Below are 13,177 nucleotides of genomic sequence, written 5' to 3' on the forward strand. Positions count from 1 at the left end.
CTTTCCGCGAAAATCAATGCACCATCTGGTTCATGTCGATGATGGGCATCATGATGGCCAGCACGATCAGCAAGACCATGCCGCCCATGAACAGGATCAGCAGCGGCTCCATCAGCGTGGTGAAGGTGGCGAGCTTGCGCTCCACCTCCTGCTCCTGCTGCTGGGCGGCGCGGTCCAGCATATGGGCCAGCGTGCCGCTGGATTCGCCGCTGCCGATCAGATGGATCAGCACCGGCGGGAATTGACGAGTGGCGTGCAGCGCGCGCGACAGCGCCACGCCCTCGCGCACCTTGGCCATCGCCTCACTGACCGCGTCCTGCATCGGCAGCAGGGTCATCAGGCCGCGCGCGGTTTCCAGCGCGGTCAGCAAGGGCACGCCGCTACCCACCAGGATGGATAGGGTGCTGGCCATGCGCGCGGTGTTGAGCGCGCGCAGCAGGCGGCCGAACACCGGCAGCTTCAACAGCCGGGCGTGGAAGCGCCGTTTCAGCGCCGGCGCGCGCAAGGCGCGCACGGTCAGGAAGAGCGCGGCGACGATGCCGGCCAGCAGCGCGAGGCCCCATTGCCGCAGGAAATCGCTGGCGGCCACCAGCGCCCGGGTCAGAAAAGGCAGGGTCTGCTTGGTCTGCGCGAACACGCTGACCACCTGCGGCACCACATAACTCATCAGACCGGCCACCACCAGGATGGCCACCACGGTGACCACGGCCGGATAGGCCATCGCCAGCATCACTTTTTGTTGGGTGTTCTGGCGCTTGTCCAGGTATTCGGCCAAGCGCTCCATCACGGTGTCGAGATGGCCGGACTGTTCGCCGGCCTGCACCAGCGAGCGATACAGCGGAAAAAACACGCCCGGCGCCGAAGCCAGCGCCTGGGCGAAGCTCTTGCCTTCCAGGATGTCGCTGCGCAAGGCCGCCAGCACGGTGCGGCTGCGCGGGTGTTCGCACTGCTCGGTCACCGCGGTCAGCGCCTTTTCCAACGGCAGGCCCGCGTTGAGCAGGGTGGACAGCTGTTCGGTAATCATCACCAGTTCCGCGCGCGGCAGGCCGCGGCGCAGCGCCGAGCTGCCGGCGTCGCCGTTCTTGGCGCTGACGCTTTCCACCTCCAGCGGCAGCAGGCCGCGCTCGCGCAGCTGGCTGCGCGCGGCGCGCGCGGAGTCCGCCTCCAGCAAGCCTTTCTGCTCCTTGCCGGCGGGGTCGAAAGCGGTAAAACGGAAAGCGGCCATCAGTTCCTCGTCACCCGCATGATTTCTTCCAGCGAGGTTTCGCCGGCCTTGACCCAGCGCAAGCCGTCGTCGCGCAGCGAACGCATGCCGTGGCGGGCGGCGTAATCGCGCATTTTCTGTTCGGAGGCGCGATCGTGGATCAAGCGCTGCAATTGATCGTCGACCAAGAGCAGTTCATAAACGCCGTAACGCCCCTTGTAACCGGAATGGCCGCAGCTCGGGCAGCCCGCCGGCCGGTAATGCGGAGCGTCCGCCTCCCCTTCCAGCGGCACCGGATGCGGCGCCTTGCAGTGCGGGCACAGCCGGCGCACCAGCCGTTGCGCCATCACGCCCAGCAGGCTGGAAGCCAGCAGGAAGGGCTCGACCCCCATGTCCACCAGCCGCGTCACCGCCGAGGCGGCGTCGTTGGTGTGCAGCGTGGCCAGCACCAGGTGGCCGGTCAGCGAGGCTTGCACCGCGATCTGCGCGGTTTCCAGATCCCGGATCTCGCCTATCATCACCACGTCCGGATCCTGGCGCAGAATCGCGCGCAGCGCCTTGGCGAAACTCATGTCGATGCGCGGATTGACCTGGGTCTGGCCGACGCCGTCCAGATGGTATTCCACCGGGTCTTCCACCGTCATGATATTGGTGTGGCGCGCGTCCAGCCGCGACAAGGCCGCGTACAGCGTGGTGGTCTTGCCCGAGCCGGTGGGGCCGGTGACCAGCAGGATGCCGTGCGGCTGGCGGATCACCTTGTCCACCGCCTGCAGCGTGTCCGCCGCCATGCCCAGCGTGGCCAGGTCCAAACGGGCGTTTTCCTTGTCCAGCAGACGCAGCACCACGCGCTCGCCGTGGCTGGTGGGCAGTGTGGAGACCCGCACGTCCACCGGGCGGCCGCCCAGACGCAACGAGATGCGGCCGTCTTGTGGAATGCGTTTTTCGGCGATGTCGAGATTGGCCATGATCTTGATCCGCGACACCATGGCCGCGTGCAGTGCGCGGTGCGGGCTGACCACGTCGCGCAGCGAACCGTCCAGGCGGAAGCGCACCACCGAGCGGTCTTCAAAGGCTTCGATGTGGATGTCCGAGGCGCCGTCGCGCAGCGCCTGGGTCAGCAAGGCGTTGATCATGCGGATGATGGGCGCGTCGCCCTCGCTCTCCAGCAAGTCCTCCACCGTTGGCAAGGACTCCACCATCTGGGTCAGATCCAGGTCCTGGCCGATATCGTCCACCACCTCGGCCGCCGCGCCGTCGCGATTGGCGTAATGCTCGGACAGGCGCTTGTCGAACAAGGCCGCCTCCAGCGTCTCGACGCTGGCCAGCCCCTGGCCGTGCAGGCGCAGCACTTCGGCCCAGGCCTCCGGCCGGCTGTCTTCGCGCAGCAGCAGATGGCGGCCGCTTTCCCCGTCCAGCAGGATCACGCCGTTGGCGCGCGCGAACGGAAAGCCCAGCGCCGGCGACAGCTTGGGCTTGTTCATTTCGGCTGCGCCTTCAGGCTCTGTTCCAGCGTCGAGCGGATGCCGCCCTCCGGCAGGGACTTCAGCGCCGAATCCAGATTCATCTGCAGCTTTTCCCTCTCCGCCTTATGGCCTTCGCCGATGATGTAGTTGTAGCGATCGGTGGCGATGGACCGCGCGCCCAGATCGTCGCGGATGATGGTGGGCTTGATGAAGATCATCAGATTGGTCTTGTTGCGCTGCTTGTTGCTGTAGCGGAACAAGGCGCCCAGCCACGGGATGTCGCCCAGCAGCGGCACCTTGCTCTCATTGTCGCTGACCGTTTCCTGCAGCAGGCCGCCGATGGCGATGATGCCGCTGTCGTCCACATTGGCGATGGTTTCTATCGTCCGCTTGTTGGTGGTTGGACCTTGCGGGTTTTTCTCGGTGCCCGGCACGATGGTGGACGCTTCCTGCAAAATCTTCATGCGGATGGAACCGCCCTCGGAAATCTGCGGCGTGATTTCCAGATTAAAGCCTATGGTCTTGCGGTCGTAGGTCTGGAAGGGATTGACCGAGCCGCTGCTGCTGCTGCCGGTATTGCTGTACTGGCCGGTCAGGATAGGCACTTCCTGGCCGATCTGGATCTTGGCCTTTTCATTGTCCATCGCCATCAGGGACGGACTGGACACGATGTTGCCGCCTACCTCGGTCTCCATCGCCTTGGCCAGCGCTCCCATGTTCAGCACGGTGCCGATGCCGGGAATATTGACCGTGCCCTTGACCCAGCCCACGTTCAGGCCGCCGGAGCCCGCCAGGGTGCCAAGCGGCGTGGCGGCGGTGCCGCCGGCCAGCGCGCCGCCGGACAAGCCGATGATGCCGGGGCCGCTGTTGCCGGGGAAGTTGGTGCCGCCGAATACGCCGGCGCCGTTGCCGTTGAGCGCGCCCAGCGCCTGCCATTGCACACCCAATTCCATCGCCCTTTGCGCGGCCACTTCCACCACCAGCGCCTCCACCAGCACTTGGGCGCGGCGCTTGTCCAGCAGGTCGATGACGTTGCGCAGATTCTGGTACATGGAATCCGGCACGTTCAGAATCAGCGCGTTGTTGGTGGGGTCGGCCTGGATCATGGATCCGCCGCCGCCGGCCCCGCTGCCGCCGCCGCTGGACGCGCTGTCGCCGCCCACCGGGCTGGCCGCCTGGGCGGCGCTGGCGGAGCCGCTGGACGAGGCGCCGGAACCGCTGCCCGAACCGCTCTGGTTCAGCAGGCTGGTACTGGAGCCGCCGTTGGTGCTCACCGCGGTGCGGCCCTGCAAGGGCCCCGCGTCACCGGTCATCAAGGCGCGCAGCGTCTGCGCCACCTTGCCGGCCTCGGCGTTCTTCAGATAGACCACGCGCACATTGGCGCCGGCCTGGCTCGGCTGATCCAGGAGCTTGAGCAGGCTTTTGATCTTGCCGATCTTGCCCGGGGTGTCGGCGCGCACCATCAGCACATTGGCGCGCGCGTCCGGGATGATGGTGGTCTTGCCGCCGTCGGCGCCGGCGCCGCTGTCCTGCAACAACTTGTTCAGGCTGCCGGCCAGTTCCACCGCGGAGCCGAACAGCACCGGCACCACCACGGTGTCGCCGGCGGCCGCGCTCTCGATCGAATCGATGATGGACTCGATGCGCTGAATATTGTCCGCGTAGTCGGTGACGATCAGCGCATTGGACTGCGGGTAGGCGGCGATGGTGTTGTTGGGCGACACGATGGGCCGAATCACCGGCACCAGCTGATTGGCGTTGCCGTATTTAAGCGTGAACACCTTGGTGATCAGGCGGTCGCCGTCGCCGCGCGGGATGCCCTTGCTGGCCTTGGCGTGCAGCTTGGCGTCGGCCTCCGGCACGATCTTGACCACGCCGCCGCCCTCCACCGCGGAGAAGCCCTGCAAACGCAAGGAAGACAACAGGATCTGGTAAGACAGCGCGCGCGGCACCGGCTTGCTGGACACGATGTTGACCGTGCCCTTCACCCGCGGGTCGATGATGAAGTTCTTGCCGGTGATCTCGCCTATCGCCTTGACCACGGTTTCGATGTCGGCGTTGACGAAGTTGAGCATCACTCCGTCGTTCTGCGGGGTGGCGGCCAATACGGCGTTGCAACCGTAGACCAGGGCCAGGATGGCGACAAGTTTGTGGATACGCATATTCAGTCTTCTTATTGGCGAACCATGCTGGCGGAATCCAGCCCAGGTTGCGGCGGGGTTTCAGGATTCACAGGAACCACGGCGGGGGGCGAAACGGGAGCCTGGGAAGGAGGAGAAATCGGAGGCGGCATCGGCGGCGGCGCACTGCCGCCGACCGCGCCGCCCGCGCCGGGCACGCGCTCGACCAGCGGCACGAACTGCTCGCTGCCGCCGGAACGCATCAACACGCCGGAGGCGGTGATCTGGGCCAGTTCCCAGCCGTCGGGCGTAGTCTTGCCCAGCAACAGGGCGACGGAGCGGCCATTGTCGTCTATCACCGCGAAACCGGGCGCGCCGGAAGCCTGAGGCGCGTAGACGCCGATCAGCTTGACCGGCGGCAAGGCCGCCGCCTGCTGCGCCACCGGCTCGCCGAACCAGTGCGCCATCGCCACATTGGCGGCGGCGGACTGCGGCGCCGGCTCGCTTAAGCCTCGCCATTGCTTGGCCGCGGGACCCAAAATCGGCGCCACGGTCATGCCCAGCCACACGGCGGCGCCTGCCAGCGCCAGCCAAGGCAAAGCGGCGACCAGACGCCCCAGCGTCGCCGCCGACGGCAACAACCGCTTCCCCTTTTCACTCCAATGGACCACTTGCTTCATTGCATCCTGGCTTCTGTATTCATTCTTGAAATCTAAGCGCGGACCTTGCGGCCAAGTTCAAGCGGACGCCTCGCGCCGCGATGGGATCGGCCGGGACTTGGCTCGAGCTTGGCTGTGAGTCATGCAGCGGATTATTTGCACGCCATCAGGATACGGTCAATCCAAAAAAAGACCGAATTGCATAGCCAGGCAATATTCAAGCGAATATCAGCGCGCCATGCGATTAATTCTTCTATTAAGAACTATTTTTCCGCCTGATTTCGCACACCGCCCGTAGCTAGGGGCGGAGCAAACACTATGCGGCAAAATATTTTTAATGACAAACGGTTTTTGATGCCGCACCGCAGCAACCCGCAACAAGGTCTTTTCCATTATCTCAAAGCCTGATTACACGCTCATGCAATAATCGCTCTTGCATCGGTCAGGCAACAAAAAACGCCGCGGCATCCCGCGGCGTCTGTTGCGCATCTTCCTAGAACCACCTCAGAACCAGGCTTCGTCCATCTCCAGCACGCTGTCCGCGCCGTCAACGATGGCGGCCGCCAAACCGCCCGCCTGCGGCAACAGATGTTCGCCGTAGAAACGCGCGGTGGCCAGTTTGGCGCGCATGAAGTCCTGATCGGACTCGCCGTCGCTCTGCTTTTCCTTGGCGATCAGGGCCGCGCGCGCCATCTGCCAGCCGCCCAGCACAATGCCCATCAGCTTGAGGAAGGGCACGGACCCGGCCGCCGCCCGTTGCGGCTGTCCGGCGAAGGTATCCAGGATGAAGTCGACGCTGCGGCGCGCCTGCTTGACCGCTTCGTCCAGATTGTCCGCCAGGCTGGCCAGCCCGGCGGCGCGCAGCTTGGCCACGCAGCCGGCGGCCTCTTCCAGCAAGGCGCGCGCGGTGACGCCGCCCTCGCCCGCGGTCTTGCGGCCAATCAAATCCAGGGCCTGGATGCCGGTGGTGCCTTCGTAGATGGCGGTGATGCGCGCATCGCGATAGTACTGCGCCACGCCGGTTTCCTCGATATATCCCATGCCGCCGTGCACCTGCAGCGCCAGGCTGGTGATTTCGTTGGCCTGCTCGGTGTTCCAGCCCTTGACGACGGGGATCAGGAAATTGGCCAGCGCCTGGTTGCGCGCTTTTTCGCTCGCCACCGGATGACGCGCCGCGCGGTCCAGCGCCGCCGCGGTATACAGGGCCAGCGCGCGCTGCGCCTCCACCTGGGCGCGCATGGTCAGCAGCATGCGGCGCACGTCCGGATGCTGGATGATGGCCACACCGGACGGATCGGGCGAACCCACCGCGCGGCTCTGTACCCGTTCGCGCGCGTATTCCACCGCCTTCTGGTAGGCGCGCTCCGACACCGCCAGGCCTTCGATGCCCACGCCCAGACGCGCGTGGTTCATCATCGTGAACATATAGTTCAGGCCCTTGTTGGCTTCGCCGACCAGATAGCCGATCGCGCCGTCCTGATCGCCGAAGCTCATCACCGCGGTGGGGCTGCCGTGGATGCCCAGCTTGTGCTCCAGCGACACGCAGCGCACATCGTTGCGCGCGCCCAGGCTGCCGTCGGCGTTGACCAGGAATTTCGGCACGATGAACAAGGAAATGCCCTTCACCCCGGCCGGCGCATCCGGCAGGCGGGCCAGCACCAGGTGGACGATGTTGTCCGCCATATCGTGCTCGCCCCAGGTAATGAAGATTTTCTGGCCGCTGATGCGATAGCTGCCGTCAGCCTGCGGCAAGGCCTTGCTGCGCACCTGGGCGAGGTCGGAACCGGCCTGCGGCTCGGTCAAATTCATGGTGCCGGTCCAAGCGCCGCTGGACATCGGCGGCAGATAGACGCTCTTGAGTTCTTCCGAGGCGTGATGATGAATGGCCTCGATCGCGCCCAGCGTCAACAGCGGCGCCAGCGAGAATGCCAGATTGGCGGAACACCACATTTCCTCGGCCGCGGTGGCCACCAAGGCCGGCATGCCCTGGCCGCCGTAGGCTTCCGGCGCGCGCAGGCCCACCCAGCCGGATTCGACGTACTGACGCCAGGCGTCCTTGAAGCCGGGCGCGGCGCTGACTTCGCCGTCGCGCCATTTGGCGCCCTGATCGCCCTGCTTGTTGATCGGCGCCAGCACGCCTTCGGCGAACTTGGCGCCCTCCTCCAGAATGGCGTCCACCAGCTCCACCGAGCATTCGCCGTAGCCCGGCAGGCCGCAGACGGCCGGCAGCTCGGCCAGCTCATTGAGCGCGAATTGAATGTCCTTGATCGGTGCTTGATAAATCATCGCCTTCTCCTCGTGTTTGGATGGCTGGGACCGCCGGTTCGGCCGGCAATCGGTTTCTATTCGCAGACATGAAAAAGCCGGCAAGCGCCGCGGCGGGTCCGGCCCGCATCGGGCCGATGACTGCGCGCGGGCGTTGCCGGCTGAATATTATTGTTCCGGGCGGCTCGCCCGGCCCGCTGTCCGCGCCGGCGAGAGACTCGCGGCGCGGATCCGGGATTATTTGGACAACTCGGCCATCAACTCCGGCACTACGGTGAACAGATCGCCGACGATGCCGTAATCCGCCACCTGGAAGATGGGCGCTTCCTCGTCCTTGTTGATGGCGACGATCACCTTGGAGTCCTTCATGCCGGCCAGGTGCTGGATCGCGCCGGAAATGCCGACCGCGAAGTACAGCTGCGGCGCCACCACCTTGCCGGTCTGGCCCACCTGGTAGTCGTTCGGCGCGTAGCCGGCGTCCACCGCGGCGCGGGAAGCGCCCACGGCGGCGGAGAGCTTGTCCGCCAGCGGATCGATCACCGCCTTGAACTGTTCCTCCGAACCCAGCGCGCGGCCGCCGGAAACGATAACCTTGGCCGAGCCCAGTTCCGGACGATCGGACTTGGTCAGTTCCTGGCCGACGAAGCTGGACAGCTGCGCGTCCGCTGCCGCGGCCACGGTTTCCACCGCGGCGGAACCGCCCTGGCCCGCCGCGTCGAAGGCGGTGGTGCGCACGGTGATGACCTTGATCGGGTCGGCGGACTGCACGGTGGCCAGCACGTTGCCGGCGTAAATGGGCCGCACGAAGGTGTCGGCGGATTCGATGGCGACGATCTCGGAGATCTGCGCCACGTCCAGCAAGGCGGCTACGCGCGGCAGCAGGTTCTTGCCGAAGGAGGACGCCGGCGCCAGCACGTGGCTGTAGCTCTTGGCCAGGTCGGACACCAGCGCGCCCAGGTTCTCGGCCAGGCCGTGCGCGTAGTGAGCGGCGTCGGCCAGCAGCACTTTGGCGACGCCGGCCACGCCCTTGGCGGCCTCGGCGGCGGCGGCGGCGTTGTGGCCGGCCACCAGCACATGCACCTCGCCCAGCTTGGCGGCGGCGGTAATGGTGTTCAGGGTGCCTGCTTTCAGGCTCTGGTTGTCGTGTTCAGCGATAACGAGAATGGCCATGGCTTACAGCACCTTTGCTTCGGTTTTCAGTTTGGCGACCAGCTCGGCGGCGTTGGCCACCTTGATGCCGGCGCTGCGCTTGGAAGGCTCGGCCACCTTCAGCGTCTTCAGACGCGGAGCGGCGTCCACGCCCAGTTCCGCCGGCGTGGTCTTGTCCAGCGGCTTTTTCTTGGCGGCCATGATGTTGGGCAGCTTGATGAAGCGCGGCTCGTTCAGGCGCAGGTCGGAGGTAACCACCGCCGGCAAACGCAGCTTGACGGTTTCCAGGCCGCCGTCGATCTCGCGGGTGACGTCCACGGTCTCGGCCGACAAGTCCACCTTGGAGGCGAACGTGCCCTGGCCCCAGCCCAGCAGCGCCGACGCCATCTGACCGGTCTGGTTGGCGTCGTCGTCGATCGCCTGCTTGCCCACGATCAAGAGCTGCGGCTGTTCCTTGTCCGCCACCGCCTTCAGCAATTTGGCCACCGCCAGCGGCTGCAGCTCCGCATCGGTTTCCACCAGGATGGCGCGGTCGGCGCCCATCGCCAGCGCGGTGCGCAGCGTTTCCTCGCATTGCTTGACGCCCAGCGACACCACGACGATTTCGCTGACCTTGCCGGCTTCCTTGAGACGCACCGCCTCTTCCACCGCGATTTCGTCAAACGGGTTCATCGACATCTTGACGTTGGCGATATCCACGTCAGTGCCGTCGGCCTTGACCCGAACCTTCACGTTGTAATCCACAACGCGTTTCACAGCGACTAGAACTTTCATATTCCTCCAACAAACCTCTGGACATCTCTAAAAAGAAACCTGGAGCGGACCGTCGCCGCCGCCGCGCCAAGCGCGGCCGTTTCAGAAATGCCGCCGTCTGGATTGATCGAACGCGGAAGCAGCAATTGCCGAAGCAAGCCTGATTATGCCCCAAGCACAAATTCAAACGAGCGTTTGGTTGATTTGTATTGCATACAGCGTGGCAAAAACGCAACTTATCGCCGATAGTACGTGATTTCTCGGTAATTTGCATTCCGGCCAAAAGCTGTCACAATGCACTGCAACATTTCCCCGTCATATCAAGTCAGGAGCGGTCATGACTGTTTGGTTTGAAGATCTTGGCCTCGGCGATTTCGCCGAATTCAGCAAGACCATCACCGAAGCCGACGTGCTGATGTTCGCCGCCGTGTCCGGCGACAACAATCCGGTGCACATCAATCAGGAGTACGCGGAACAGACGCCGTTCGAAACGCGCATCGCGCACGGCATGCTGACCGCCAGCCTGATTTCCACCGTAGTGGGCACCCAGTTGCCCGGCCACGGCACCATTTATCTATCGCAATCCACCCGTTTCAAGGCGCCGGTGCGCATCGGCGACACCGTGACCGCCCGCGCCACCGTGATCGAACTGAATCCGGACAAACACTTCGTCAAACTGGCGACCCAGTGCTCGGTCCGCGGCAAGGTGGTGCTGGAAGGCGAATCCCTGGTCAAGGCGCCCAGCAAACCCTGAGCTTCAAACGATGACGCCGTGCCGGCCCAGCGCCCAACGCACCGGCTCGGCCACCATCTCGTCGGGAAAATCCAGACGCGCGCGCAAGCCCGCCACCACCTCCGGCGCGGTGGGCGCGTTGCCCAGCCCCACCGCCAGATTGGACAGCCACTTGAGGTAGCCGATGCGGTAAATCGGGCTGCCGGCCATCTTCTCCTTGAATTCGGCCTCGCTCCAGGCGAACAACTCTAGCAAGCTCACGTCGTCCAAACCATGACGCACCGCAAAATCGGTCTCCCGGGTGTCGACCGCGAAACGGTTCCAAGGACAGAACAGCTGGCAATCGTCGCAGCCGTAGACGCGGTTGCCGATCAAGGGCCGCATCTCCTCCGGAATCGCCCGCTTCAGCTCTATCGTCAGATAGGAAATGCAACGCCGCGCGTCCACCGTATAGGGCGCGACGATGGCCGCGGTGGGACAGACATCGATGCAACGAGTGCAGCGGCCGCAATGGCCGTCCTCCGCCTCGTCCTCCGGCAGGGGCAGGTCGGTGAAGACCTCTCCCAGGAAAAACAGCGAGCCCTCGTTCTTGGTCAGCAACAGAGTGTGTTTGCCGCGCCAGCCCAGGCCGGCCTGCGCCGCCAGCGCCACCTCGGCCACCGGCGCGCTGTCGGTGAACACCCGGTAGCCGAACTCGCCTATCTCCCGCTTGATCCGGTCCGCCAGCGCCTGCAGCCGGTTGCGCAAGACCTTGTGATAGTCGCGCCCCAGCGCGTAGCGCGATAAATAGGCTTTGCCGCCGTCGGCCAGCACCTCGGCCGACGCGCGCGCCTGCGGCCAGTAATGCATGCGCAGGGAAATAACGGACAGGGTGCCGGGCACCAGATCCGCCGGCTTGACCCGCAAAGCGCCGTGGCGGGCCATATAGTCCATCTCGCCGTGATGGCCGGCGGCCAGCCAGGCGTTCAACTTCTGTTCCGCCTCCGGCGGCAGGCCGGCGCGACCGATTCTGGCGTCGGCAAAACCCAATTCGCGCGCCCAGGCTTTGATTTGGCGCGCCAATTCGGGATAATCCGGTTTTTGTAAAGAGTTTTCGGTCATGGCCATGGATGATACCAGCGTTCGCTGCGGCTACCTGGAAGATGAAACCGCCACCCTGGCGCTGGGCAAAGCCTTCGCCGAAGCGGCGCAAGCCGGCCTCGTCGTCTATCTATTGGGCGATCTGGGCGCGGGCAAGACCACGTTCACGCGCGGCCTGCTGACCGCGCTCGGCCATGCCGGCAAGGTCAAAAGCCCCACCTATACTCTGGTGGAGAGCTATCCTTTTCCTCACTATAGCGTGCACCATTTCGACCTGTACCGTTTCGCCGACCCCGAGGAATGGGAGGATGCCGGCTTCCGCGAATACTTCGGCCCGGACAGCCTGTGCCTGGTCGAGTGGCCGGACAAGGCAGCGGAGCTCTTGCCGCGCGCCGACATCGTGCTGGAACTAGCCGTGGCCGGAAATGGTCGCAATTATCGTTTACTTGCCCACTCAGAAACCGGACAGTCATGCCTGATTCGACTTTCGATCCCCTCCGCCGCCGCTTGATCGGCGCCGCGGCCGCCACCTTCATGCTGTCGGTGAGCCGCGTCGGCTTCGCCGCCAACAGTCAGATCGTCGCCCTGCGCATCTGGCCGGCGTCGCTTTACACCCGCATCACGCTGGAGGCCAGCGAGGCCATCCAATACAAGCAGTTCACCATCGCCAACCCCAACCGGCTAGTGATCGACCTGCAAGGCGTGCAGCTCAACAGCGTGCTCAAAGACATCGGCGGCCAGATTTCCGCCGCCGACCCCTATATCAAGACCGCCCGCGCCGGCCAGTTCGATCCGGACACGGTGCGCCTGGTGCTGGAGTTGAAAGCGGACATCACGCCGCAGGCCTTCACCATGACGCCGGTGGCCGAGTACAAACACCGGCTGGTGGTGGATCTCTACCCGGCCGGCAAGCAGGACGATCCCTTGCTCGCCCTGCTTCAGGACTACAACAAGGGCAAGCTGGAACAGCCTGCGCCGCAGATCAAGCCCAAGAAAAAAGACAGCAATCGCCCCATCATCGTGATGCTGGACCCCGGCCACGGCGGCATCGATCCCGGCGCCGTCGGTCTGAACGGCACGCGCGAGAAGGACGTGGTGCTGAGCATCGGCAAACAGTTGAAGCGCATGATAGACGCGGAAAGCAATATGAAGGCCTATATGACCCGCGACGAAGACGTGTTCATCCCGCTGGGCGTGCGGGTGGCCAAGGCGCGCAAGCTGAACGCCGACCTGTTCGTGTCCATCCACGCCGACGCCGCGCCCAATCGCGCCGCGCGCGGCTCCTCGGTGTTCGCGCTGTCTGAAAAAGGCGCCACCAGCGCCTTCGCCAAGGCGCTGGCGCAAAGCCAGAACGACGCCGACCTGGTGGGCGGCGTCAAGATAGGCAGCAAGGACAAATACCTGGCCCACACCCTGCTGGACCTGACCCAGACCGCCACCATCAACGACAGCCTGAAACTGGGCAAGACCGTGCTGGGCCATCTGGGCGGCCTCAACAAGCTGCACAAGAGCGCGGTGGAGCAGGCCGGCTTCGCGGTGCTGAAAGCGCCGGACATCCCGTCCATCCTGGTGGAAACCGCCTTCATCTCCAACCCGGAGGAAGAGCAGCGTCTGCTCAGCAGCGATTTCCAGCAGCAAATGGCCAATGCCATCTTCACCGGCATGAAAGGCTATTTCTCGCAGGGCGCGGCGCTGGCGGCCAGAGCCTGAGTCCGTCCCGCGGCCAAAACAAAACAGGTCCCGCTCAGGGA

11 protein-coding genes are annotated in these 13,177 nt (G+C 64.8%); 3 read left to right on the top strand and 8 right to left on the bottom strand.

Going from position 1 to position 13,177, the window contains the following annotated elements; genetic code table 11:
- Positions 1–13: 13 nt before the first annotated feature.
- From gspF to DB032_RS17395, 7 genes are all read right to left on the bottom strand, one after another.
- Entirely contained in the window at positions 14–1,225 is a 1,212-nt protein-coding gene (gspF, locus tag DB032_RS17365; RefSeq protein ID WP_107800570.1) for a type II secretion system inner membrane protein GspF, read from the bottom strand.
- Positions 1,225–2,685, bottom strand: a complete 1,461-nt coding sequence (gene gspE / locus DB032_RS17370) for a type II secretion system ATPase GspE (RefSeq protein WP_107800571.1) — start codon at positions 2,683–2,685, stop codon at positions 1,225–1,227. Before gspE ends, gspF begins: the two co-directional genes overlap by 1 nt.
- Positions 2,682–4,829, bottom strand: coding sequence for a type II secretion system secretin GspD (gene gspD / locus DB032_RS17375; protein ID WP_107800572.1), 2,148 nt, complete (start codon positions 4,827–4,829; stop codon positions 2,682–2,684). The genes gspE and gspD overlap by 4 nt, the downstream gene beginning before the upstream one ends.
- Before the next feature lie 11 nt (positions 4,830–4,840).
- The gene (locus DB032_RS17380) at positions 4,841–5,467 is read right to left on the bottom strand and encodes a hypothetical protein (RefSeq protein WP_146176710.1); all 627 of its coding nucleotides are present in this window, start codon (positions 5,465–5,467) and stop codon (positions 4,841–4,843) included.
- A gap of 483 nt (positions 5,468–5,950) precedes the next feature.
- Complete coding sequence (locus tag DB032_RS17385; protein WP_107800574.1) at positions 5,951–7,732, bottom strand: acyl-CoA dehydrogenase; 1,782 nt, start codon at positions 7,730–7,732, stop codon at positions 5,951–5,953.
- A 216-nt stretch (positions 7,733–7,948) separates the two neighbouring features.
- The gene (locus DB032_RS17390) at positions 7,949–8,881 is read right to left on the bottom strand and encodes an electron transfer flavoprotein subunit alpha/FixB family protein (RefSeq protein WP_107800575.1); all 933 of its coding nucleotides are present in this window, start codon (positions 8,879–8,881) and stop codon (positions 7,949–7,951) included.
- 3 nt (positions 8,882–8,884) lie between these two features.
- Positions 8,885–9,634 (bottom strand): electron transfer flavoprotein subunit beta/FixA family protein, encoded by a 750-nt coding sequence (locus DB032_RS17395; protein ID WP_107800576.1) that lies wholly within the window; start codon positions 9,632–9,634, stop codon positions 8,885–8,887.
- Positions 9,635–9,950: 316 nt separating this feature from the next.
- Here DB032_RS17395 and DB032_RS17400 point away from each other — a divergent pair, with 316 nt between their 5' ends.
- Positions 9,951–10,367, top strand: coding sequence for a MaoC family dehydratase (locus tag DB032_RS17400; protein ID WP_107800577.1), 417 nt, complete (start codon positions 9,951–9,953; stop codon positions 10,365–10,367).
- A 3-nt stretch (positions 10,368–10,370) separates the two neighbouring features.
- Here DB032_RS17400 and queG read toward each other — a convergent pair whose 3' ends face one another.
- The gene (gene queG / locus DB032_RS17405; RefSeq protein ID WP_370445204.1) at positions 10,371–11,453 is read right to left on the bottom strand and encodes a tRNA epoxyqueuosine(34) reductase QueG; all 1,083 of its coding nucleotides are present in this window, start codon (positions 11,451–11,453) and stop codon (positions 10,371–10,373) included.
- Here queG and tsaE point away from each other — a divergent pair.
- Together tsaE and DB032_RS17415 are read left to right on the top strand one after the other, a co-directional pair.
- Positions 11,452–11,937 (top strand): tRNA (adenosine(37)-N6)-threonylcarbamoyltransferase complex ATPase subunit type 1 TsaE, encoded by a 486-nt coding sequence (gene tsaE, locus DB032_RS17410; protein ID WP_370445205.1) that lies wholly within the window; start codon positions 11,452–11,454, stop codon positions 11,935–11,937. The genes queG and tsaE overlap by 2 nt on opposite strands.
- Positions 11,898–13,136 carry an N-acetylmuramoyl-L-alanine amidase gene (locus DB032_RS17415; RefSeq protein WP_107800579.1) on the top strand — a complete coding sequence of 413 codons (1,239 nt, stop codon included), beginning with the start codon at positions 11,898–11,900 and terminating at the stop codon, positions 13,134–13,136. The genes tsaE and DB032_RS17415 overlap by 40 nt, the downstream gene beginning before the upstream one ends.
- The last annotated feature ends 41 nt before the right edge of the window (positions 13,137–13,177 follow it).

Source organism: Chromobacterium sp. Panama (assembly GCF_003052555.1).
Lineage (GTDB): Bacteria > Pseudomonadota > Gammaproteobacteria > Burkholderiales > Chromobacteriaceae > Chromobacterium.